This window comes from Candidatus Nealsonbacteria bacterium DGGOD1a, assembly GCA_022530585.1.
In the GTDB taxonomy this organism is placed as follows: Bacteria; Patescibacteriota; Minisyncoccia; order Minisyncoccales; family UBA5738; genus UBA5738.
This window is the reverse complement of the sequence record CP092821.1, coordinates 720,545-743,807: the sequence shown is the minus strand read 5'-3', so window position 1 is coordinate 743,807 and position 23,263 is coordinate 720,545. Positions and strand designations below refer to the sequence as shown.

Genomic DNA, 23,263 nt, shown 5'->3' with positions numbered 1-23,263 from the left:
AAAGTATTCTGTCCAATTGATTATTTTGGCAATGAATAGTTCTAATTTTTCCCAATCTAATCAAAATATTTTTTTCTGGTCGGTTCGTTCCGTTAATTCAAAAGCCATTTTTTTGTAGAATCGCTGTCTTTGCTTGAATTGCTTTTCGAGAAACGGAATTTGCTGGTCGCGGTAGTCAATAATCAATTTTTGTTCGCCGATGTCGCGCATCCGTCCGATATATTGCGCCAACTTGCCTTCAAACGAAAAGGGAAATGCCAAAATCAGGCAAGTGATACCGCGAATATCAATGCCTTCACCAAAAAACTGGCCGGTAGATAAGATCGCTTGATAATGGCCGCTTTCGATTTGTTTCAGCTTTATAACTCTTTTTGCCGCGGAATCATCGCCGGAAACCAGAATGGTTTCACATTTTCCTTTGAGATACAGATTAAGAATCTCCAGATGTTCCTTGCGTTCGCTCAATAAAAGGATCCTTTTACCGTTTTTCGCTTGGTTTAAAATATCTTCAACGATTATCTGGTTCCGGGCGGTATCAAAACTGATCACTTTTGCCAGAAGGTTGAAATAATCAGTCGTGAATTTAAATGGAATAGTAAGCCCGGTGGTTTTTACTTCCGCTTGAATGGCTTTTTCCGTGGTTTGTGGTAAAGATTGATCGCTTTGGGCTTCCATTCGTGCCACAATATCTCCGATATAAGCGTAAATCAACTTTTCATCATTATGCTTGCGCGTGGGCGTGGCGGTCAGGCCGTAAATAAAACGCGGATTTAACTGCGACACCACTTCGCGGAATGTTTTTGCCGGAATATGATGGCATTCATCGACAATAATCGTTCCAAAATTATTTTTAATCTCCGAAATATTTCCTTTCCGGCTGAAACTTTGCAGCAATCCCACGGTAATTTCTTTGCCAAATTCCTTTTTGATGCCGTCATAGCGGCCAATATGCGTTTTCGGTATGCCTAGAAATGTTTGAATCCTTTCCATCCATTGCGACAAGAGTTGCTGGCGGTGAACCAAGATAAGCGCGGGTAATTTTCTTTTTGCGATCAATTCCAGACCGATAATCGTTTTCCCGCTTCCGGCGGGCGCAATAATCACTCCCTGATCTTGAGTAAGTGCGCTATTTACGGCAATCGCTTGTTGTAATCGAAGTTCGATTGAACTCGAAAATGAAACTTCGCCCAATAACGGATATTCAAAATTAAGCGAATATTCGATATTGTTTTTCTTCAAAAACGCTACGATTTGGTTTAAAAAGCCGCGCGGCAGTAAAATATTTTCACCGATTTCATCAATAAGCTTGAAATATTTTTGCACCTTGTAAATTGATTTGCCTAATCTTTTTTTGGTAATATATTCGTCATTCAAGAAATTCAGTTCTTCTTTGATAAAAACAATCAGTTGGGGAGTCAGTTGTCCGCGATTGAACGTGATTTTGTTGTTCACGGCAATTTCTACTTTTCTGTTGCGCGCAAAGCCAGTCGAGGTTTGTATTTTTTGCCGAATAAACAACGAATCATAAATCGCGTTTAGCTCATCTGCCGAATAACGCTTTATTTGCTCAAGGAATTGCCATTGGTTAACAAAAAGCGCATCGTTTTCCAAATCAAAAAACGCGGAATTGCCTTGCGCAACTGATTTTCCCTGCATTGGCAAAGCAATTAAATTGCCGAATCCGGCCTTGCCAAGATAATCTTGGCTTGGAAACAAGCGATCAAAACTCACTTCTTTCTCAAATTCCGAAACATGAAACGCTTTACGGATTAACTCCAAGCTAATCCGGCGGCTTTTCCAGCATGGATAAGGTTCGGAAAAGAAAATCCAAACATGGCCGCCTTTGCCAGATCGCGATCTTTCAAGGTAACCAGATAAACCGATTGAATTTGCCGCATCGATAAACGCTTTTACATCTTCTTTCCAAGAGTTACCGTCAAAATCCGCGGCAAGAAAGCAAGAAGTATTGTCCGGCAAAATCGGATAAACGCCGACAACCTGCTGGCCGATGAGATGCTTTTTGATAATATCCGGCGTAAGCGGAATCAACCGTTTGTTCGCGAAATCTTTCAAAGATCCGCCGCGGTTTTTATGCGCCATAAATTCATCCCAATCAAATTCATACGCCGGGCTGTATCCCGATCTGCCGTCCTTTTCCCAATATCGCGCCCAGACATCCGTTCGTCCTCGAAACAGCGAAACAAATAACTCAAATTGCTGCGGATCAATATTTATCATTGATATCGTATAATTTCATTGAATTTAACCTTATTTGATCATTTTTTCAAATACACCACATATACACCACATATGCGTTTGAAAAATCCGATAATAAAAATTACCGGTAAGCCATAAATTGATAAAACATGCTATTTTATTTGAAATTATAAAGTGATAATATTGTAAATATGAAACAAATAGCTCACGCTTGGTTAGCGCTTATGGCTTTGCAAAGGCTTAAGCATTCCAAGGATTCCCAATCATTCAAAAAAAGCTTTCTTGGCGGAAATTTCGAAAATTTCTTCCTTGGAGATAAATTTGACGAATATTTCCAATCCCAAGCGGAGCAATTCATCAATTTTTTTGATAAGCGCAAAGACTCATTTTTACAGGGAGCTTGGTTTCCCGATAGCGTGATTTCGGATAATTTGGCCGGAGGCCATACTTTCAAGCTTAAGAAACCGGCCAATGAAGCAGAGATTTTAGCTTGCCCGGAAATAAAAAATTTTACGCCGAAACATTTGTGTTCATTAAAACAATTAGGAATCGATGAGAATCGCTTAAAAGAGAAGTTATGCATAGAAGATGGGTATAATTTGCCGGATAGGTGTGAGGCATTAAGTCATGCGATTCGGGATATGGTTTTGATTCAAGATGTGGAACAAAAAGGCTCGAATATTCTTTTTAACGATGACCAGATAACTCTTTATTTCCTAATGCTGAGCCATTATCTGGCCGATGCCCATGTTCCTCCACATAGCGATGCCCGGGATTTTTATGGCCCTTCGACGATCCATCCCGATATTGAAGGATATTGGGATGAAGAGATAGAAAAATATTACGAATTCGATAAAAAAAGAGATGTTTTTGACTATGATATTGCCGGAGCTCCCGAGCTTAAAGATGAAGCAGGGAATGAAGGGTTCAAGAATTCATTTCTTTATAAGGTAATCGAAGAGCTTAATAGCAGGAAATGGGTGCTTAGCCATGAAAAAGACGGATCGATCGATAAAGATATTTTTGGAGCGGGAAACAAAAAAATATACGATTACGCGAAAGCGGTGTGCTACGCTTCTTATCTTATTTCCACCGACTTCATTCCGGAAAATGTTTCACCGGTAGAATACAAAAAAATAAAAATACTTGAAGACCCAAAATATAAGGAGAAACTGGATAAACTGAGCGTTTGTATATTAGCCGATGCCATTGATTCAATTGCCATGGTTTGGCTTTTAACTTGGGATAAGTATCGGGCGTTAAAGGATCAAATCAAAGAGAAGAAAATATTGATCAAAAAAGAAGGGGAGATAAAATAGATTCCTTAAAACCAAAATACCGCTTATTGTGTACCATTTGTTCCGTTTTGAGCTTAAAATTGGAAAAATGGGACACAAGAATATCCGACCGAGACGCGTCGTTTTGAACCCTCTAAAATTGTCGATTTTCCCCTTAAAAACTCGGTTCTAGACCGAGCCCGCCAGCCGCGTAAAATTCATCGTTGCACTCCTCATCACGCGGCTTAACAGCCTGGAGTTTGGGATACACAATCGCAAATTATTAACAAAATTTTACGCGAGTCGCGTGGCGAGCAAAGCGAGCTTTACGCGACAGATTCCAATATGCATTGGATCTATATCCTCGAAAATATTAATGATAAATCATGGTATATTGGTTATACCTCGGATTTGGAGCGAAGAATCAAGGAACATCAAGAAGGGAGCGGCGCGCGCACAACGAGAATCAAAAAAGACTGGCATTTGATCTATTGCGAAGGCTACCTTGATAAACTCGACGCCATGGGTCGGGAAAAATTCTTGAAAAGCGGTTCGGGCAGAAAATAAATACAGCCGTAGATTTTTTGATCATTCAGCAATGATTTGATAAAATGAACCAATAATTCAGGCGTCAATAATCCATGACAAAAAAACAAAAGATTTGGTTTGCGGTTTTCTTGGCGATGTTTATAATTCCGGAAATTTTGTGGAGTCCATTAAGGAGTATTTTTTTGATTTATTTTCCGGATAAATTGCCTGATATTTTTAACTTAAGTTTATTTAACGAGATTAACGATGATGTGGCCGCGCTTATGATAACTTTAGCGCAATTGATTGGATTATCAGGATTGATGTGTTTAATTTATAAATTAAAAATTAATAATCTGATAAAAATTATTTTATTTATTTTATTTATTTTATTTATTTGTTTAAGCGCAAATCTTGTCTATATGGGTTTTTATTATTTAAACAATTATCCCCAGATCGGTTAAAAATTATGACAAAAAAACAAAAAATATGGTTTGCAATTTTTTTGATGATGTTTATAATCCCGGAAATTCTGTGGAATGCATTTCTCTTCTTGATTTTTTATTGGATCCTAAATGCAATAACGGGAATTTCTTTAGGTCAAGTTTATAATATTCATTTGCTACCGACATTAAGTTCGCAAAAATTGGCTAATTTATTTGTGTTTATTGAGCTTATTGGCTTTGCTTTGAGCTATTTTTTTATTGTTTTATTCGGATTGCCAAAGAATAATATCGCAAAAAAATTAATAATTTTTATCGGTGGGATTCTATTGCTATTAATTGCCTATGTTTCAATAGGATTAATGTCGATGAACCCCCAAATCGGATAAAGTAAAAATCATTATAGACCAATATGAAATCAAATGGTCGGCACTATGATTGAAAACAAAAAACCGGCCACAATGGCCGCGGTGGTTAAAAGCACCGTTTTGAATTTGAACATCGACGATTTAACCCTTGATAACGGCATTGAAAACAAACAACACGAACAATTCGGTTTGCTAGCCTATTTTTGCGATCCGCACCATTCTTGGCAAAAGTCGCATATTGAAAACAGCATCGGACTTGTCCGCCGCTGGTTTGTCCCCAAGAAAATCGATTTGAAAAACATCTCCGAGGAACAATTCCAAGATTGCCTGCATATCCTTAACGGCAAATACCGGAAATCGCTCCGCCTACGAAGTTTCGCTGAAACATGGTATCATACAAAAAATCCCGCGCTGAGCGGGGTGAAAATATTAAGGGAAATTTAAAAGAAAAGTTGCATTTCGCTAGAAAATTTACAAACATTAATAGTCCATGGCAAAAAAACAAAAGATATGGTTTGCAATTTTTTTGATGATGTTTATAATCCCGGAAATTCTGTGGAGTACTTATAGTTCTTTTTATTGCATGGTTCTGTTTTCTGAATCAGGAAATTCATTTCAATTATTTCAATTAATTCCCAATCCAAAGTCATTAATCATTCAAAAATCAATATCATTTGTCCAATTTTTTGGACTGTTATCTTCTTTTATTGTTTTAATAAAGAGCCAGGTAAAAAATAAAACGATAAAATTAATCGAAATATCGTTTTTGGCTGTTTTGCTGATTTTAGCAATTTATTTTTTGTATTTTATATTTAATTTTAATCCTCAAATCGGTTAAATCAATTTATATGAAACCCAAAAATATTAATGCGATCCTTGCAAATTTATTCATTTTGTTCGCGGTATTTTTTATTCCCATTCAAACCGGCGCGGATTTTACCGTGCTGCCTTTCGGTTATGTGACAATCGTCAATGAAAATATCGGCGGAGAAAATGATTTTGAGTTTGCTTTGCAAAGAAAAAATTCATCCGGCATATTTGAATTTACCGGAAAAAGCATATCAACCGATCCTGATAGCGATAATTATATCGAGTATAGTAAATTTTATTTGGCGGTTTCCAATCCCGGAGAAGAATACCGCATTATTGAATTTCCGCCCGCAGATAATTGGATTTCGGTGAGCGTTAGTTGCGTTTCCGACAATCCGGGCACGGAATTTTTGGCATACCCCAATGGGATTGAAATTCATCCGGCATATAACCAAGACAGTTTTATCACTTGCACTTTTAGCAATACTAATAGCGTTGCCAATACGAAAACGCCGGTTTTATTTGTTCCGGGATTGTTGGGCACGGAAATCAAGAAAGGTGATGATTTAATTTGGTTTCACAATGACATAATCAATCCTTTTAATTCGGATAATTTTTTGGATGCTCTTATTTTTAAAAACACTCTTATACCTAATGAAAATAATTTATCATTGCTCAATGTAATAGGCAAAAAAGATTTTCCGGTGTTTGATTTTGATTACACCGAAGGTCTTGCCAACGAATTTAAAAATCAGGGATATGTTGCCGATGATGGCGCAACCGGCCAGAATTTCTTCACTTTTCCGTATGATTGGCGTTATGGGGTGAGTGGCGCATATCCGATTCCGGAAAATACTTCGCAAATTCCGCAGACCAACAGCGATTTGTTGAAAAATAAAATCAATCAAATTCTGGCGCAAACCAGTGCGGATAAAGTTGATATTGTCGCGCACAGCATGGGCGGGCTGATTGTTAAAAAATATGCGATGGATAATGCCGATCCCAAGATCGGCAAGCTGGTATTTGTGGGCGTGCCCAACCTGGGATCGATTGACGCGGCCAAAACTTTGCTTATTGGAAATAATTTCAAGATTACCGGGTTAAACGATAAAGAAATTTACAAAATCAGCCAAAATATGCCCGCGGCTTATGATTTGCTTCCCAGCCAAACATATTTTTTCGGCAAAGAAAGTTATATCACTGATTTAAACCATTTTCCATTCGGATCAAAATTGGATTATGCCCAGGTTAATTCGCTTTTTAAGCAAACCGGGTTAAACAGCCAAGGATTGGATAACGCCGCTAAAATTCATACGCCCGAATTTGACGGTTACGATGTTCGTTCCAAAAATATCGATACTTATAATATTGTGGGTTGCAAGTCGCCCACGCTGGCCGGCGTTAATTATTTGGTTACCGATGAAGGATCGGGCGGATATTCCATTTGGCGCAATCCGATTTCCGGCGATGACACCGTGCCGCGCGAAAGCGCGGAAAGCATTCCCGCCAATCCGGAAAAAACTTTCTACGCGATTGCCCCCGAACATGGGAAAATGCCCAGTGCCGCCGGCATCCGGCAAAAGATCGTAAATAATGTTTTCACCCTGTCGGTCTTGCCGCAGGGAACAACTTAAGGGGGTGGTTTGGTAGGGGGATATCCCCCTACCATCACGCGCGAAAGCGCGTCCGTGTTACAATAAGCCAATATGGAGCAAGAAAAGCGGGATATCTGGCGTTGGTACCACAATGTTTCCGAATGTTATTACCACATCCAGATTACGGTCAAATATCGCAAAGCATTACTGAACGAAAAGGTGATTGCCGCAATTGTCGAGAGCCTGAAAGGATTTATGGAACGGTACGCCATTGAGATCAGCCATGTGGGATTCGACCAAGACCACGCCCATATTCTGGCAAGATTCCTGCCGAAGTATTCCGGCGGCCAGGTTATCAAAATAATAAAAAGCATTACCGCGCGCGAGGTGTTCCGGCAAGTTCCCGAAATTAAAAAAGAACTCTGGGGTGGAGAGTTCTGGACAGACGGCTATTATATCGCTACGATCAGCGCACGCGGTAATAGGAAAGTTATTGAGCGATACATTCAAAACCAAGGCAGACCAAAAGATGTGAGCCAGTTACGATTGTTTGAATTGTAGCTGCGAACGCCCTGCGGTCTTGCCGCAGGGTCATTTACTTAAATCGTATTTGAATAGTAATCTTGCCGTATTTTCTGTTGAAAAACGGATCAAAGGCGGCAAAATCCCGCCGGCCACGGTTATCTGGCGCGACTTGATCGTCGGATTTCATTGCAATGCTTAGAGCATTGCATTTTGGCAGACACGAGGGTGCAAGGCCCGGCCTTGTTTTTATAATTTGGGCTTGTTATTAATTTTGTATAATCATTATGGAAAATTTTTTTAAGAATTTTGTTTGCAAGAGCAAAGAACGGGTAGGGGCGAAGGTCGATAGATTCAACAATGCCGGGAAGGCCAAAGTTTATTTAATCGCTGATTTTGATCGGACGATCACGCCGTTGCTTAATGAAAACGGCGAGGAAATTTCTACATGGGCATTGTTAAGCCGCAAATTGCCCGAGGATATCAGGAACGCGGAAATTGAGCTTTACAAAAAGTATCGCCCGTTGGAGGTCGCAGGGAAAATGACCGCTGAAGACGCTTTTGAATGGTGATCTGTCAATTTGGATTACTACGAGAGAAGCGAATTGAGCTGGTCGGATTTGTCTCTTGAAGTTCGGGAAGCGATTCCGGCAAGGTCGGGCGCGATTGAGCTTTTTAATGTATGTGAAGACAAAAAAATACCGACGGTGATTCTGTCGGCGGGAATCAAGGATGTGATCGAATTATGGTGCGAAAAATTTCGGGTTCGTCCGAATATGATATTATCGACCAAACTTAATTTCGATGACCGCGGATTTATTTGCGGTTGGGACAAGGATTCATTGGTGCATACTTTGAATAAAAACGAGACTGGGAAGAAGCATTTGAGAGCGATTCAGGAAACGCGCCCATACGCGATTCTGGTTGGCGACAGCATGGATGACGCGGCGATGGTTGACGGAGATGAAAATATTCTTCGCATTTTTATCGACAACGGACACGATAAGGAAAATCGAAACAATGAATTTTACGATAAAGTATTTGAAAATTTTGATTTGATCGTTAAAAATGGGAGTTTGCTGCCAATTGTCGAAACCATTAAATCAATAATGGGCCAAAATGAAAAAAGATTTTAATTTACCGCCAATAAACGCGCATATCCACGCGGCGATGATAGGTTTTCGAGGGGTTGCCAAAGGAGGTGTAAATTTTCTAGCGAAATGCAACTTTTCTTTTAAATTTCCCCTAATATTTTCACCCCGCTCAGCGCGGGATTTTTTGTATGATACCACATTTCAGCGAAACTTCGTAGGCGGAGCGGTATCCCAGCGATTTCCGGTATTTGCCGTTAAGGATATGCAGGCAATCTTGGAATCGTTCCTCGGAGATGTTTTTCAAATCGGTTTTCTTGGGGATAAACCACCGGCGGACAAGCCCGATGCCATTNTCTACATGTGGTTTCTGCCAGGGACTGTGAGGGTCGCAGAAATACGCTGGCAATCCGAATTGTTCGTGCTCTTTGTTTTCGATGCCATTGTCNAAAGTCAGATCATCAATGCTCAAATCCAACAACATGCTTTTAACGGCCAGCCTCATTACGGCCGGTTTTTTGCTTTCAATCATCGTGCCGGCAAGCAGTTTCGAGGCTGGAACGCAAATGATTGCGCCGCTGTTTTGGCTGCCGGTTTTGGTCGGCGAAACAAACAGATCGCCTTCGGCGTGGATTCCTCGCTTTGGCCTCTTTTTGATGGAAATACGATTAGGAATCATTTCTCTTTTGGTTTTCTTTTTCTGTTTGCGCGGATGATATCGCTTGGTGCAAAGAAGCGGGCAATATGCCTGGCCCCAAGCGCTGTACAGCCATTTGTAGATGGCATTGGCGCCGACCCGCGGGTTTTGCTTTTCACGCTTCATCCGCCCGGCGATCTCATCCGGGGAGCGGTGGTCTTTCAACCCTTTGATGATTTGTTCCCTTAACTCCGGATATTGCTCAACCTTCATTCCCGGATGCTTGCTGTTTAATCTTTTCGCTCTTGCTTTCAGCTGGGCGGTCAGCGCCGAGTATTTGCCGTTCTTGCGTTTTCTTTTCATCTCCCGGCTGATGGCGCTGGCATCAAAATCAAGTATTTTGGCAACTTCCTCTTGTTTGTGGCCGGCATTCAACAGCGCTTCGATTCGATCCCGGTCGGTTTGCTTCAAATGGCGAAAATGCCGCTTCTTTTTTCGTTTTTTGCGGATTTGTTTTTTCATACAACTTCATTTTACCGAAGTTGCATTTCAAAAGAGAATTTTCGGATAGGTGCGCTAATTTCTGAGTCGCTGAAATACAGTTGGGAAAGATTGCCTGATAACGGTTGGAGAAATTAGCAGTAGTGATTGTTCCCTCGTCCTCGCTTCGGCTCGGACTCGGGACGGCCGGTTTTGATTTGACTCGTCAAAACAGGTGGTATCACGATTTAGAGTCGGACTGCTCTAATGTGTGTTTTTTTGTTATTTGGATGCGCGCATTTGATCGCATTTATTTAAGGAGGTTTGACCTTTCAGATGTCCGATAAGGTCAATCCTCGTCAAAATGTTCTAAAAATGTTGTCAAACGCGTTGTTCCAAGCGGAGCAACATTTGGCAAGATCTTTGAAAATTCGAGTAATAGGGCGAGAGTTGAAAGGCGGAAAATTTTTGATTTCATCTTGAGCCTGCTTATCTTGATATCTTTGGCACCATTGCTTTTTATGCGGATTTGGTTTTTGAAATAAGATCGTCGCGGCGGGCATGGCAGGATAAAAAATGAACAGGAGGTATAAATGAAAAGAGAGGTTCTTGTTTCGAGATTTTTTCGGCTGATACTGGCAACGGAAATCGTAGCCCTGATCAGCTTGGCGGTAGCGGATCATATTCCGTTCAGCGAACCGGCCAGTATGTCAGTCGAAGAATGGAATGACTATTATATGTGGTTGGTATATAACGACACGACAAAAGATATGCCATATAAACTGGGCAGTTATGTATGCACCAACTACATGATCGATTCGATCAAGGCGGCGCGCTTGCATGGTTTTCAACATCTGTATTGCTGTATTATAGAAGATTTTTTATGCGGCGGCGCGAACCATGCGGTCATCGCGATTTATGTAGTGGGTAATGGAAAGATATATATCGACGGAGGATACCGGAAGGTGAACTGGGAAGGGGGTTGGCTGTTTGTCGAGCCCCAAAACGGCATGGTGCTCAATGAGGTTTTGGTCAACCAGAGTTTAAGGCCGCAACATTACAGAATTTACGATGGAAGCGGCTGGCATCTGACATACTGGGGGCCTAACGGTGAATTGGGCCATATTACATCCCCGTTGTCCACCGTTGCGGTAGGAAAGATTTGAATAAGATTGCCCCACATCAGTTTAAGAGATTGGCCGCGCCTGTTCCGGTATGAATGGAACAGGCTCTTTTTATATCCAAACCCTGATTTGATATTTTTAGCGGTCGCTAAAATTATCCAATTTTTTAGACGGTTGGTTTGTGGGAATGGGGCGGGTTGGCTATAATGTTTATAATGGAAAACGGGCAACGATATCGATATTTGAAAGACAAGGTACGGGAGATTTTTGCGTCCAACCCGACGCTTTATTGTCCGTATTTTGGAGATCGGATAACATTGAATTCCGATGGATTTCATCATTTACAATTTTCAAATCGCCATGAACGGACAAAAGACGAGCAGAGTTTAAAATTCAGTTTGTTGCCGTTGGCAATCGGCATTATCAAAAAATCGGGGACGGTCCAGGAATATCGCGCGGGTTTGTGCCAATTTGGAAAAGCGGGGAAGGATGGATTTGCCAAAACAAAAAATGTTGAGTATTGGGGGATGGAGGCCATAGTGGGCGAAAATAAAATAAAGGTGAGAACAATTTTGCGCCGCGTTGGCAACGGAAAAATAATTTTTTGGAGCGTGATGCCCGCGATGAAATTAAATCGCGACAGATTGGAAATAATGAGAAATCTTGCCAAAAGAGGTATTGAGGATGATTAACAAAAAAGTCGGCTCACGCCGGTTTTTTTTTAGTGCTTGGCTTCAGCTTAGGCAAGCCTTAGCTGAACGGGGCTTTCGCCCGCAAGCACTACAATCATGATAACATGTAATTTCTTGGTGTCAATTTTTGCGGACGGTCTTTGGAAATCGGGGCAATCAGTCGGGATTGAATGACCGGGATTCAGTGAAAAAAGATCGGCCGCGCCTGTTCCGGTATGAATGGAACAGGCTCTTTTTATATCCAAACCCTGATTTGATATTTTTAGCGGTCGCTAAAATTATCCAATTTTTTAGGCGGTTGGTTTGTGAAAATAGGGATGGTTGGTATAATGGAGTAATTACAATTAACAACTATAAAATTAATAATCACAATTAACGAACGGCAGGAGTCTTGCTTCTGTCGCTGATTAAAAATTCAAATATGAAATACATTGTGGGGAATTGGAAGTGCAATCCGGAAAACAGAATTGAGGCCAAAAAAATCCTTTTGGGATATAAAAAGGGAATTAAAAAAAGCTCAAAAATCGCCGCGGCGGTTTGTCCGCCCGCGTGCTATTTGGAAACCGCCAAAGAAATTTTGAAAAGCGCGGCGGGATTGGGCGGCCAAGATTGCCACTGGCAGAATTCGGGAGCGTTCACCGGAGAGATTTCGCCAACGCAGTTGAAGGCCGCGGGTTGCGGTTATGTTATCGTCGGACATTCCGAACGGCGGCATATCTTTGGCGAGACGGACGAAACCGTCAACAAGAAAGTGAAAGCCGCGCTGGCCGCGGGATTGGCGCCGATATTTTGTTGCGGCGAAACCCGCGAACAGCGCATTGACGGCAAAATTACGGATATCGTGGAGGCGCAGATAAAGGAAGGGCTGAAAGGCGTTGATTTGAACACCGCGCCGGTGATGATTGCCTATGAACCGGTGTGGGCGATCGGCACCGGCCAAGCCTGCGGCCCCGAAGAGGCCAAAGTGGTGCGCCAGTTTATCGTTAATATCACCAATGAAAAAATTTCACTGCTTTACGGCGGTTCGGTAAATTCCAAAAATGCCGCGTCCTATATCAAAGACGCTAATTATTCCGGCTTGCTGGTCGGCGGCGCGTCCCTTGACCCCAAAGAATTTTGCGCCATTGTTGCATCGGCAAAAATTTAATTTTCGCGGGCAAAATACGATTTAAATATGATTTAAATAATGCTTAAATCGCGCGGATGGAGATACGGACATTCTCACATTCTCAAGAATGTGGGAATGTTTTTTTGGGTGTTGCGAAAATGCGTTGATATTTTTGTTGGAGGTGGTAATATCAAGAATTGGGAAATCAAGCAAAAATATGGAAAATTTTCGCGAGGGATATTTTTTCAATCCGACCAAGGGGAATTTGAGCTTTGATGATGTCATTGAGGAGATTTTTTCGTATATGAACGAACAGCCGCGAAAGGATTATGAAATTGTGGTGGGGTGCGATTCGGCATCGCTTGATTATCCGCATTTTCCGGCCACGATCGTGGTGCGGCGTTTGGGCGCGGGCGGGCGGTTTTTTTTGAAAAAAATCAGCTACGGCGGCAAAAAATTTTACAATTTCAAGCAAAGGATTTTGCAGGAAGTATTGTTATCTTGCGAGCTGGCGCTGGTTTTGCGCGAAACTTTGGAATTGCGCAAACTTTTGTCGCCCGATAATTTGAAATGGGATTTTTCCTATATTCACGCCGATGTGGGCGAGCGCGGCGCCACGCGGGAAATGATTCGCGAAGTCACCGGGCTGATTCGCGGCAACGGGTTTGAGCCGATGATCAAGCCGTTTTCATTCGCGGCGTCGGCGATTGCGGATAAATACACTTAAACAATTTTCAATTACCAATTTTCAATTTTCAATAAATGACCAATGTTCCAATGATCAAACGGAATGTATTGCATTTGTTTGAAAATTGATTATTGAAAATTTAATGAAAATTGGTAATTGAAAATTGAAAATTTAGGTATTGGGTTGGCGTCGGGAATAATTTTTTGTTACAATATAAGCGTTGAACTCTAAACAGAGATATTTTTTTAAATTATGGTTAAAAAAGTAATTGATATTATGCCGCCGGCGAATAGAAACGCGGAGCGGAAATTCGAGGAAACCGATTTGGAGCAAAACGCGCTTTTGGAGCCGGAAGATCTGCCGGTTGAAACGATTGAACCGCGAATAAAGCCAAGAATGACTTTTGTCAACCGGATGAATCTGGATGGCCGGCAGAATTCAGAAAAAATCAAAGAAAAAAGTTTTTTCAAGGGATTGATTTTGAAATTGGCGCTTGCGGCGGCGGTTGTGGCGTTGGCGATGTATGGCTTGGATTTGAAATTTGCCAAGGCCACAGTCAAAATATGGCCCGCGACCTCGATTTTACGGCAGGATGTTAAAGTCGGCGTTGATCCGGCGACTCTGGAAATCAATAGAGAAAAAAATTTGATTCCGGGATTTGCGATTTCCGTGAGCAACACGATAAAAGGAGAATTTCCGGTGACCGGCAAGAAAGATGTGCAGGGAATGGCGCAGGGAACGGTGAAATTGTTTAATAATTATACGACCGCGCAAAGATTGGTTAAAGGCACGCGCCTGCAAGCGCCTTTGGATAAATTCCAACCCGCTTTGGCCGGTGATGAAACGCCGTGGTTCAAGACGACCGAGGATGTTGTTCTGGAACCAAAATCATCGACCACGGTGAAGGTGATTGCCGCGATCGCGGGCGAAAAATATAATATTGACGCGTCGGTATTCTCGGTTCCCGGGCTGGTGGGCACGGCGCAATATACATTTGTTTACGGCCAATCGTTTGAAAAGTTCACGGGCGGATCGCAAAACAGCGCTCCCGAGGTGAAAAAAGAGGATATCGACAATGCCAAAATCGCGATGGCCGATCTTGCCAAGGAAGAAATTGAAAAAGAACTCCAAGCCAAAGTTAAAGAACAGGGGCTGGAAATCGTTGACGCCAGCGTTGAGAAATTTGAATTGGGCACGACAACCATCATCGGGAAAGCCGGGGACAGCATTGCCAAAATCGGCGGCCAGATGGTGGCCAAAGCAAGCACGGTGGCTTACAAAAAATCCGATCTTGAAAATTTAAGCAAAGATTTTATAACGGGTAAAATTCCCGCCGGAAGCTTCGCGAACGAAAAAAGCTTGGCCATTAAATCGTCGTATGCCGGGATTGATCCGGCGAACGGCAAGCCTTCTTTGACCGCGGCCGCGGAAGTGATGATTTATTCGGGGATGGGCGAAGCGGATTTGAAAAAAGGCCTATCCGAGAAGGGGCTTCAGGAAGCGCGATTATTTCTGATGAGCCAACCCGGGATGAAAGACGCCCAGATACAGCTTTCGCCGCCCTGGCGGTTGAATGTTCCCCGGGAATTGGACCGGATTGAAGTTTGGACCATATTGGAATGAATCGGGCGCGAGAAGTGTGAAGCGGGTATTGGGTAACCCCTCACCGGGAAGTAAAAATAGCGAATTTGAAGGTCAATCCTCGGCTTGCGAGAGGTTTGACCTTCAAATTCGCGCCGGCCCTTACCGCAAATTCGTTGAGGATTGACCTCAAAATACAAATTCTCGAGGTCAAACCTCAACAAATTTGCTCCCCAGTGAGTGATTACGGTATCGGTATTTGACTTTAATGAAGCTTTCTGGTATACTTATAAATTGTTTCAATGGAAAATAAAAAAGTATTGAGATTTCAAGGACAAGTGTTTGAATCTTTACCGAACGCCAAATTCCGCGTAAAGCTTTCCGATGGCCGGGAAGTGATCGGCCACTTGGCGGGAAAGTTGAGAATGTTTAGGATAAAAATTCTGAATGGCGATATCGTCACGGTTGAAATGAGTCCTTATGACGAAAAAAAAGGAAGAATAGTGTATCGCGGTAAATAATTTCTTTAATTCTTTTTGCACCCCGTTGGCTTGCCGCGGGAAACAAAGAGAATGAGGAGTCCGGAGAAAACATCTTCCGGTCGCGGCGGGGTTGATATTCCGGCGCGAGAACCCAATTTATTACAATCATGAAAGTCAGAGCATCATTAAGAAAAATTTGCAAGGATTGCCAGATCGTCAAAAGAGACAACCGGATTTATGTTATTTGCAAGAAAAATCCGAAGCATAAACAGCGACAGGGGTAAAAACATAAAACAAAATTGAAAGCTCGAAGACAAATATAAAAATAGAGCTTGAGTTTTTGTTTTGCGTTTCGCGCCATAATTTTTAAAGAATTCATATGCCACGCATAATCGGTGTAAACATACCGGACAACAAACAAATCGGAATCGCGCTTGGATACATTTACGGGATCGGGAGATCATCGGCCAAAGTGGTGCTTGCCGAAGCCAAGATCGGCCCAACCGTCAAGGCAAAAGATTTGACGCCGGAACAGATGAAATTGATCGAGGAAATAGTCAAGAAGAATTACCGCGTGGAAGGCGATTTGAAACGCGATGTGATGATGAACATCAAACGCTTGAAGGACATCGTGGCTTGGAGAGGTATGCGCCATTCGCGCAATTTGCCGGTCAGGGGCCAAAGAACGCGGACCAACACCAGAACCGTGCGCGGTAATATCCGCAAGACCGTGGGTTCGGGCCGCAAACCGGCAGCGACGCCGACATAACAAATTAAAAGTTAAAAAATCAAAAATCAAAATTAAGGAATGATATACAGTTGAAATTTTTGTAAAAATTCCAACACAATAATTTTTCATTTTGATATTTACATTTTAAATTAATTACAATGGGTAAGAAGCATGTTGCCACTCAAAATAAAGAGGAATTGTTGAAAGAGCGGGATGCCGTCGAGGCCAAGGCAAAAAAGGAATTCACCGTAAAAATGCCCGGGCGCACAAGGCAAGGAATGGTTTACATTTCCTCGTCATACAACAATACGATTGTTTCGTTCGCCGATGAAAGCGGGAATATTTTATGCTGGAAGTCTTCGGGAAGCATCGGTTTCAAGGGTACCAAGAAAGGCACGCCGTTCGCGGCTTCCAAAGTCGCGGAAGCCGTGGCCGAAATCATAAAGAAGATGGCGGTTGAGAAAGTGCAGGTTTTGGTGAAGGGCATCGGTTCCGGCCGCGATTCGGCGATCCGGTCGCTGGCGGCGCGCGGTATTGACATTGTTTCGATAAAAGACATCACGCCGATCCCGCACAATGGTTGCAAGCCGAGAAAGACCCGAAGAGTGTAAAAGTGAAAAGCTAAAAGCTAAAAGCGCAAAGCAAAAATACAAATTCGTATTCTCGCTTTACACTTTTCGCTTTAAGATTTAAGTTATTAAACATGGAAACGAACATAAAATGCAAGATTTGCCGCCGCGCGGGAGCCAAACTGCTTCTCAAGGGAAGCCGCTGTTACGGCCAGAAATGCGCCATGGTGCGCCGTCCGACCGCTCCGGGCAAAAAAGGAAAGCGCCGGGCGCGCTCCCTTTCGGAATTCGGCCGGGAATTGCGCGAAAAACAGCGCGTGAAGGCGTGGTATAACCTGCGCGAACAGCAATTCAAGAACTATGTGAAAGCCGTTCTCGCGAAAAAAGGAAGCGCCGAAGACCTGCCGCTGGCGCTGATGGGCGCGCTTGAAGGGCGGTTGGACAATGTTGTGTTCCGGCTTGGATTCGCGCCTTCCCGGCTCGCGGCGAGGCAGCTGGTGAGCCATAAGAGTTTTTTGGTCAACGGAAAGCCGGTCAATTTGCCTTCATACAGGGTTATTAAAGGAGATGTGGTTTCCGTGGCGCCGCGCAAAATCAAGAACGCTTACTTTGTTCAATTACAGCCGGCCTTGAAATCTTACAAAACGCCGTTATGGCTGTCGCTTGACGCGGACAAAATGGAGGGCAAGAGAGTGGGCGATATTTCAATGGAGGAATTGGCTTTGCCCGCCGAGATCGGTTCGGTGTTTGAATTTTACGCCAGATAAAAAATTCCAAGTTTGAACATTGGAAATTGGGAATTGAAAATTATTTAAATGTCGTTGATTTCCTGGACGCGAATACCCGCGTGTGACGCGGTAAAACGTTCGAGGATTTACGGCAAAAAATCATGATACCATTACCGCTTGAACCCAAAGTAATTGATAAAAAAGGCAACAGCGCGTCAATCGAAATCGAGGCGCTGTACCCCGGTTATGGCGTTACCGTCGGCAACGCGTTGAGGCGGGTGATGCTGTCGTCGCTTGAAGGCGCCGCCGTTACCCAGATAAATATCAAAAGCGTGCCGCATGAATTTTCGACGATCGCGGGAGTGATGGAAGATGTGATCACATTGATGATCAATGTTCGCCAATTAAGATTCAAGCTGACCGGCGACGAGCCGCAGACTTGCGTGTTGAAGGCCAAGGGCGAGAAAGAGATTACCGGCGCGGATTTGGAGATTCCCAGCCAGCTGGAGCTTGCCAATCCCGAAACCCACATCGCCAGTTTGACCGCGAAAAGTTCCAAATTGGAAATGGAAATCAAGGTTGAAAAAGGGACCGGCTATATGTCAAAAGAAATGCGCCAAACCAAGGCCAAGCTGGAAATCGGGGTGATTGCGATGGATGCGATGTTTACGCCGGTTAAAAAAGTTGGTTTCAAGGTTCAAAATATGCGCGTAGGCGACCGGACGGATTTCGACAAAGTAATTTTTGAAATCGAAACCGACGGCACCATTACTCCGGAAACCGCGTTCGCGCAGGCTTCGGAGATATTGGTCAGTCATTTTACGATGTTTCGAAATGTTTTCAACGCATAATCTAACCGATTAAATTTTGATTTTGGCATTTGAGTTCTGATAATATTATTATGTACAAGAGAATTAAAGGTAAAAAATTCAGCCGGAAAACCGATCAAAGAAGAGCGTTTATGCGTTCTTTGGCGGTCAATCTGATATTGCGGGAAAAGATTCAAACCACCAAGGTCCGCGCGCGCCAGGCCGCCTCTTTTGTCGAGAGATTGATTACCAAGGCGAAGGTCGGCGATTTGGCTTCAAAAAAAGCTTTGGCGTCAATATTGCCCGAAGTCGCCAGCCGCAAATTGACGGCGGTGATCGCGCCCCGCTTTAAAGATCGTGTCGGCGGATATACTCGCGTCGCGCTTTTGGGCCAAAGACTTAAGGATGGAGCGCCCATGGCGGTGGTTGAATTGCTGGATCGGCCGCCGGTTGTTGAAACGGTCAAGGGGAAAATCAAGCAGGTCGCGGCAAAGAAAACCAAAAAGACCGCCAAAATTGAAAAGAAAGAAGAAATAAAATCTTAGTTATGAAAACGACTTCCATTAAAAGAGAAAAGCGAACAATCGATGCCACGGGGATGGTTTTGGGAAAGCTCGCGGTAATTGTCGCGGTATTCTTGCGGGGCAAAGATAAGCCGGGATTCGCCAAAAATGTTGACGCGGGCGATTTTGTGACGGTTAAAAATTTCCGGAAAGTGACGATTACCGGCAAGAAGCTTGAGCAGGAAAAAGATTATCGTTACAGCGGTTACATGAGTGGTTTGAAAGCAACCACAATGGGGGAAACGATGGAGAAGAATCCCGGCCAGCTTTTGCGACAAGCGGTGTACCGCATGCTTCCGACCAACAAATTGCGCGACCAAATGATAAAACGGTTGACCGTGCAACAGTAATGCAAATAAATATGGCAAAAACCAAGGATACTCAAAAAATTGAACCCAAAGAGATTAAGGCCGCGGCGACTAAACCCGCGGTAAAAAAAGCGCATCCGGCGGTAAAAAAGATCGAAGAAACTCCGGAAATCGTTGCCGTAAAAATCGCGGAGATCAAAGTTGAAGACAGCGTTGCCAACGATCCTCTGGACGCTTCGGGCAGGAAGAAGACCGATAAATATTATGAATCTATCGGCCGCAGAAAGACCGCGATCGCGCGCGTCCGCCTTTATACCCGCGGCGATAAAATATTTTTAGTCAATGACAAGCCGTTCGACCAATATTTCAAGACCGTTGAATTCAAAAATATCATCGAAGCGCCGCTGGTCAAAATGAATTGCACCGACAGATTCCGGGTTACCGCGCTGGTCAAGGGCGGCGGCATCAACGCGCAAGCCGAAGCGTTGCGCCACGGCATTACCCGCGCGCTGGTGTTGTTTAACGCCGATTTCAAAAAGCGCTTGAAAAAGTCCGGCTACCTAACGCGCGATCCGCGCATGAAAGAGCGCAAAAAACCCGGCTTGAAGAAAGCCCGCCGCGCCCCGCAATGGGCGAAACGGTAGGGGAGTTTATGGTGAATAGTTTATAGAAAAATATAGCCGCCCCAAGCGCAAGCGAGGGGCGGCTTTTAGCGTTGTGTTAAAAACCGGTGTTTAATTTGACAGCGTTATCGCAGTGTAATATAATGATTACATATTTACGCTTTTTTGTAATTATTTTATTACACTATGGAAAAATACAAAAAAAGGATTTTATTCAATAGCTTGGTGAAATATTTTGATAGCAAAGAGGCGCTGGTGGTCACCGGTATGAGGCAGGTCGGTAAAACCACTTTGATGCGCCAGATTTTTAATTGGGCGGGCAACCAGCCCAAATTGTGGTTTGATTTTGAAAATCCGTTGGATGTAAAGATCTTTGAAGACATTGATTACAGCAATATTTATCGGAACCTGGAAAAGATGGCTAAGAAGGCTGATAATGCCCGATTGGTAATTTTTATTGATGAAATTCAAATCTACCCGGAAATGACCAAGATAATCAAATACTTAATCGATCATTACCGAGTTAAATTCATTGTTACCGGATCGTCTAACTATTATTTGAAAAATTTATTTCCCGAATCGCTTTCGGGCAGAAAATTCCTTTTTGAACTGCCAACTTTAAGTTTTCAGGAATACCTGTACTTCAAAGACAAAATCGAAGAAAAGGAAGCGATGATTGATGGTATTTTGCAATCCCTGAAGAACAACACCATCTTCAATTATAAAAAATTTGAAACTGATTATAATGATTTCGTCCATTATGGCGGGTTCCCCGCGGTGGTATTGGAGTCCGATATTGATGCTAAAAAGCAAATACTGAGAAATATATTCTCTTCATTCTTTGAAAAAGATTTAAAGATTTTATCGGATTACAAGGATATCCAGGAACTGCGGGACCTGTTACTGCTTTTGGTCCCCAGAATCGGATCATTGATTGATGTTACTCGGCTGGCAGCCGAGCTTGGGATTAACCGGCCAAAAGTTTATCATTACCTTGAATTTTTACAGGGGACTTTTGTTGTAAACCTCTTGCCGCGCTACACAAAAAGCATTGATAAAGCGGTCGCCGGCGGCCGGAAGGTTTATTTCAGCGATACCGGATTGCTGCAGGTGATGGGCAATGTAAACGATGCGCAATTGTTTGAAAACGCGGTAATCAATCAGTTAGTCCGTTATGGCAAGGTAAGCTTTTACAACAAGCGCAACACTGCCGAAATTGACGCCATCCTCGATAAAAAGATTGCTTTTGAGATTAAGCTGACCGGAACTCTGCAGGATGTATCAAAGTTGCAGAAACTGGCCACAGACATCCAACTGCCGTCACAATATGTGATTTCCAAAAAATTCATAGAAAGCGCCGGCTTCATCTCGCCGGTAGTTTTATGAAAACAAGATCATCGGCGGCAATTGGTTGGGGGATATTATGATGCTGGCGTAATATAAACTGGATTTTTATAAAAGATGCAATTCCGCTTATACGAAAAAATATTTTGAAAAGATTAAAGAAATTTACGAAGAATTATGTCAAAAAGCCAAGCAATAAAAATTGTTAATAGATACGCAAAAAAACTGGATGAATGTAATTTTCCGGTAGCTTTTATTTATTCGGTTCTTGGGCAAAGGGCACGGCCGGAGAGAATAGCGACATTGATGTTGCGGTTATTCCCAAAAAACCGGTGAAAATTGAAGATAGTTTTATTCTGCGGCGAATCAGGCGAATGGTTGATACGCGCATTGAGCCTCACAGCTTGTCTTTGAAAGACTTTACTGAAGGGCGCAATGCCATTGCCGCGGAAATCAAAAATACGGGAACAAAGGTAAAATAATCCGCGCCGCTCCTCAATTTGAGCGTCTTGGCGGCAAAACAAAAAACGGGGGAGACTTCGCTTTGTTGCAAATTATTCTATCGGATCGGATTTGTAGAGGGCGTTATTGGCGAACAAATAGATGATTTTTTTGTCTTGGCGCACGAACATTTCCGCCGGCTTGTTTTGCTCTTGTCCGGAAATTGCCGATACTTTGGCCAAATCGGCAAAATTGATTTTGTCGCGATTGTCAATCTCGGCGGTTTTGACGCTGTCGCCGGCGACAAAAATCAAGTAATCGGAATTGAACCAGTCGCAATCGGCGATTTTCTCGGAAAGCCGCGCGATAAAAATTTTGTCGCTTGCGGCGGCTTGGGGCTGATCAGTTTTGCTTTCAAGATAGAACACCCAGATTTCGGAGTCGGATGCGTAGGCCACCTTTTTGCCATCGGGGGAAAGTTTCGGTTCGCCGGACAAATTGTCGGAAATTTTCGAGAATGTTTCCAAGGATGAGTTTGAAACATACAGCCGCGAACCTTCGCGGGCAAAAATATAATTGCCAAAAACCCATAATTGCCGATCGGTATCCGGCGCGGGAGTTATTTGGGCGGGTCCGGCCTTGGCGGGAGCCGCGGCGTTGTCGTTTTTATAGACAAAACCGTCGTCTCCCAAATAATATTTATCGTCCGCTTTTGCGTTTGCCGACATTGCCGTGGAGGTCGCGTTTGAGTTTGTTTTTTTTGTCAGGCGGGGAGGATTCTTATCGATGGCGATATCGTATGTGGATGAGGCCGCGGCGGAATTTGATTTTACTTCCAATGTTTTGGCATCGATCCAATCCCAATCGGAGAATTCCGGATTTTTGCCCGCGAAATTATTCTGGTTGGCCAGTTTTAATGTGATATTCTGGGAAATGTCGTAGAGTTTCAAGCTCCAGCCGTTTTCGCCGTTTTCGCGCAAGGCGATTTTTTGGCCGTCGGGCGAAGGCAAAATTTCTCGGATGTCTTTTCCGATATTGGTAAAATTGATTCGATCCGGGAAAAGAAGGATGTTTCGGGCTTCGGTGACTTCTTTTTCTTTTATTTCCAGATTTTTTTCCCAAGTTTGATATCCGGGTTTTTTGATTTCAAACTTGTATTTGCGGGGGAGCAAGTTGTCCGCCAGCGCCGAATCAAAGAAAAAATCGGTCTGTTTTTTCAATCTTTCGTTCACATAGACGCTGACTTGTTTCGGGGTTGCTTTAACGAAAAATCCGCCGGTCATCACCACCAGCTTTTTGCCGGCTTCCAGCGGCCAGTTGATCCGGTACCCTTGCGCGTAAAGCGCCAGCGCCGGCGCCGCGACCGCGAACAGCAAAACAAAAAATCCAAAAAGAAAAGTCCGAAATTTGCGCGACATAATAATAGAAAGAATATACATTTTCATTTTATCCCAACGCCCAAATTTTACAATTTGACAAAAAAGAAAATCCGTGATCTTATAAAA

28 protein-coding genes are annotated in these 23,263 nt (G+C 43.1%); 25 read left to right on the top strand and 3 right to left on the bottom strand.

Annotation, left to right across the window (positions count from 1 at the left end; genetic code table 11):
* Positions 1 to 60 precede the first annotated feature (60 nt).
* The gene (locus tag L7H18_03700; protein ID UMX47526.1) at positions 61 to 2,238 is read right to left on the bottom strand and encodes a DEAD/DEAH box helicase; all 2,178 of its coding nucleotides are present in this window, start codon (positions 2,236 to 2,238) and stop codon (positions 61 to 63) included.
* Between the two features lie 170 nt (positions 2,239 to 2,408).
* Here L7H18_03700 and L7H18_03695 point away from each other — a divergent pair, with 170 nt between their 5' ends.
* The 10 genes from L7H18_03695 (at position 2,409) to L7H18_03650 (ending at position 8,896) form a co-directional block, all read left to right on the top strand.
* Positions 2,409 to 3,536 (top strand): hypothetical protein, encoded by a 1,128-nt coding sequence (locus tag L7H18_03695; GenBank protein ID UMX47525.1) that lies wholly within the window; start codon positions 2,409 to 2,411, stop codon positions 3,534 to 3,536.
* 303 nt (positions 3,537 to 3,839) lie between these two features.
* A complete protein-coding gene (locus L7H18_03690; protein UMX47524.1) occupies positions 3,840 to 4,061 on the top strand; it encodes a GIY-YIG nuclease family protein in 222 nt (73 codons plus the stop codon).
* 74 nt (positions 4,062 to 4,135) lie between these two features.
* Positions 4,136 to 4,486: a hypothetical protein gene (locus L7H18_03685; GenBank protein ID UMX47523.1), complete on the top strand. Its 351-nt coding sequence runs from the start codon at positions 4,136 to 4,138 to the stop codon at positions 4,484 to 4,486.
* A 5-nt stretch (positions 4,487 to 4,491) separates the two neighbouring features.
* Entirely contained in the window at positions 4,492 to 4,854 is a 363-nt protein-coding gene (locus tag L7H18_03680; protein UMX47522.1) for a hypothetical protein, read from the top strand.
* A 45-nt stretch (positions 4,855 to 4,899) separates the two neighbouring features.
* Entirely contained in the window at positions 4,900 to 5,277 is a 378-nt protein-coding gene (locus L7H18_03675) for a hypothetical protein (protein ID UMX47521.1), read from the top strand.
* Between the two features lie 46 nt (positions 5,278 to 5,323).
* Positions 5,324 to 5,671 (top strand): hypothetical protein, encoded by a 348-nt coding sequence (locus L7H18_03670; GenBank protein ID UMX47520.1) that lies wholly within the window; start codon positions 5,324 to 5,326, stop codon positions 5,669 to 5,671.
* Between the two features lie 10 nt (positions 5,672 to 5,681).
* The gene (locus tag L7H18_03665) at positions 5,682 to 7,277 is read left to right on the top strand and encodes an alpha/beta fold hydrolase (protein UMX47519.1); all 1,596 of its coding nucleotides are present in this window, start codon (positions 5,682 to 5,684) and stop codon (positions 7,275 to 7,277) included.
* A gap of 72 nt (positions 7,278 to 7,349) precedes the next feature.
* On the top strand, positions 7,350 to 7,799 hold the full coding sequence (gene tnpA, locus L7H18_03660) for an IS200/IS605 family transposase (GenBank protein UMX47518.1): 450 nt from the start codon (positions 7,350 to 7,352) through the stop codon (positions 7,797 to 7,799).
* A 248-nt stretch (positions 7,800 to 8,047) separates the two neighbouring features.
* Positions 8,048 to 8,332: a hypothetical protein gene (locus L7H18_03655; protein UMX47517.1), complete on the top strand. Its 285-nt coding sequence runs from the start codon at positions 8,048 to 8,050 to the stop codon at positions 8,330 to 8,332.
* 9 nt (positions 8,333 to 8,341) lie between these two features.
* A complete protein-coding gene (locus tag L7H18_03650; GenBank protein ID UMX47516.1) occupies positions 8,342 to 8,896 on the top strand; it encodes a haloacid dehalogenase-like hydrolase in 555 nt (184 codons plus the stop codon).
* Between the two features lie 127 nt (positions 8,897 to 9,023).
* Here L7H18_03650 and L7H18_03645 read toward each other — a convergent pair whose 3' ends face one another.
* Positions 9,024 to 10,010: an IS30 family transposase gene (locus tag L7H18_03645; protein UMX47515.1), complete on the bottom strand. Its 987-nt coding sequence runs from the start codon at positions 10,008 to 10,010 to the stop codon at positions 9,024 to 9,026.
* Between the two features lie 551 nt (positions 10,011 to 10,561).
* Between L7H18_03645 and L7H18_03640 the strand changes: the two genes are divergently transcribed.
* From L7H18_03640 to L7H18_03570, 15 genes are all read left to right on the top strand, one after another.
* Positions 10,562 to 11,134, top strand: a complete 573-nt coding sequence (locus L7H18_03640; GenBank protein ID UMX47514.1) for a hypothetical protein — start codon at positions 10,562 to 10,564, stop codon at positions 11,132 to 11,134.
* A 173-nt stretch (positions 11,135 to 11,307) separates the two neighbouring features.
* Positions 11,308 to 11,784: a hypothetical protein gene (locus L7H18_03635; protein ID UMX47513.1), complete on the top strand. Its 477-nt coding sequence runs from the start codon at positions 11,308 to 11,310 to the stop codon at positions 11,782 to 11,784.
* A gap of 421 nt (positions 11,785 to 12,205) precedes the next feature.
* Positions 12,206 to 12,931 (top strand): triose-phosphate isomerase, encoded by a 726-nt coding sequence (gene tpiA / locus L7H18_03630; GenBank protein UMX47512.1) that lies wholly within the window; start codon positions 12,206 to 12,208, stop codon positions 12,929 to 12,931.
* 178 nt (positions 12,932 to 13,109) lie between these two features.
* The gene (locus L7H18_03625; protein ID UMX47511.1) at positions 13,110 to 13,619 is read left to right on the top strand and encodes a ribonuclease H-like YkuK family protein; all 510 of its coding nucleotides are present in this window, start codon (positions 13,110 to 13,112) and stop codon (positions 13,617 to 13,619) included.
* Positions 13,620 to 13,832: 213 nt separating this feature from the next.
* Positions 13,833 to 15,203 (top strand): hypothetical protein, encoded by a 1,371-nt coding sequence (locus L7H18_03620; protein UMX47510.1) that lies wholly within the window; start codon positions 13,833 to 13,835, stop codon positions 15,201 to 15,203.
* 260 nt (positions 15,204 to 15,463) lie between these two features.
* Positions 15,464 to 15,682 (top strand): translation initiation factor IF-1, encoded by a 219-nt coding sequence (gene infA, locus L7H18_03615; GenBank protein ID UMX47509.1) that lies wholly within the window; start codon positions 15,464 to 15,466, stop codon positions 15,680 to 15,682.
* A 128-nt stretch (positions 15,683 to 15,810) separates the two neighbouring features.
* Positions 15,811 to 15,927, top strand: coding sequence for a 50S ribosomal protein L36 (gene rpmJ / locus L7H18_03610; GenBank protein ID UMX47508.1), 117 nt, complete (start codon positions 15,811 to 15,813; stop codon positions 15,925 to 15,927).
* 95 nt (positions 15,928 to 16,022) lie between these two features.
* Positions 16,023 to 16,412, top strand: a complete 390-nt coding sequence (gene rpsM / locus L7H18_03605) for a 30S ribosomal protein S13 (GenBank protein ID UMX47507.1) — start codon at positions 16,023 to 16,025, stop codon at positions 16,410 to 16,412.
* 119 nt (positions 16,413 to 16,531) lie between these two features.
* Positions 16,532 to 16,984 (top strand): 30S ribosomal protein S11, encoded by a 453-nt coding sequence (gene rpsK, locus L7H18_03600; GenBank protein ID UMX47506.1) that lies wholly within the window; start codon positions 16,532 to 16,534, stop codon positions 16,982 to 16,984.
* A 92-nt stretch (positions 16,985 to 17,076) separates the two neighbouring features.
* Complete coding sequence (gene rpsD, locus L7H18_03595) at positions 17,077 to 17,709, top strand: 30S ribosomal protein S4 (GenBank protein UMX47505.1); 633 nt, start codon at positions 17,077 to 17,079, stop codon at positions 17,707 to 17,709.
* A 122-nt stretch (positions 17,710 to 17,831) separates the two neighbouring features.
* On the top strand, positions 17,832 to 18,521 hold the full coding sequence (gene rpoA, locus L7H18_03590; GenBank protein UMX47504.1) for a DNA-directed RNA polymerase subunit alpha: 690 nt from the start codon (positions 17,832 to 17,834) through the stop codon (positions 18,519 to 18,521).
* Between the two features lie 50 nt (positions 18,522 to 18,571).
* Positions 18,572 to 19,024, top strand: a complete 453-nt coding sequence (gene rplQ, locus L7H18_03585) for a 50S ribosomal protein L17 (GenBank protein ID UMX47503.1) — start codon at positions 18,572 to 18,574, stop codon at positions 19,022 to 19,024.
* 2 nt (positions 19,025 to 19,026) lie between these two features.
* Positions 19,027 to 19,392, top strand: coding sequence for a 50S ribosomal protein L13 (gene rplM / locus L7H18_03580; GenBank protein ID UMX47502.1), 366 nt, complete (start codon positions 19,027 to 19,029; stop codon positions 19,390 to 19,392).
* A gap of 185 nt (positions 19,393 to 19,577) precedes the next feature.
* The gene (rpsI, locus tag L7H18_03575; protein ID UMX48449.1) at positions 19,578 to 19,994 is read left to right on the top strand and encodes a 30S ribosomal protein S9; all 417 of its coding nucleotides are present in this window, start codon (positions 19,578 to 19,580) and stop codon (positions 19,992 to 19,994) included.
* Positions 19,995 to 20,159: 165 nt separating this feature from the next.
* Entirely contained in the window at positions 20,160 to 21,359 is a 1,200-nt protein-coding gene (locus L7H18_03570; GenBank protein UMX47501.1) for an ATP-binding protein, read from the top strand.
* 512 nt (positions 21,360 to 21,871) lie between these two features.
* Here L7H18_03570 and L7H18_03565 read toward each other — a convergent pair.
* A complete protein-coding gene (locus tag L7H18_03565; GenBank protein ID UMX47500.1) occupies positions 21,872 to 23,203 on the bottom strand; it encodes a hypothetical protein in 1,332 nt (443 codons plus the stop codon).
* Positions 23,204 to 23,263: the final 60 nt, after the last annotated feature.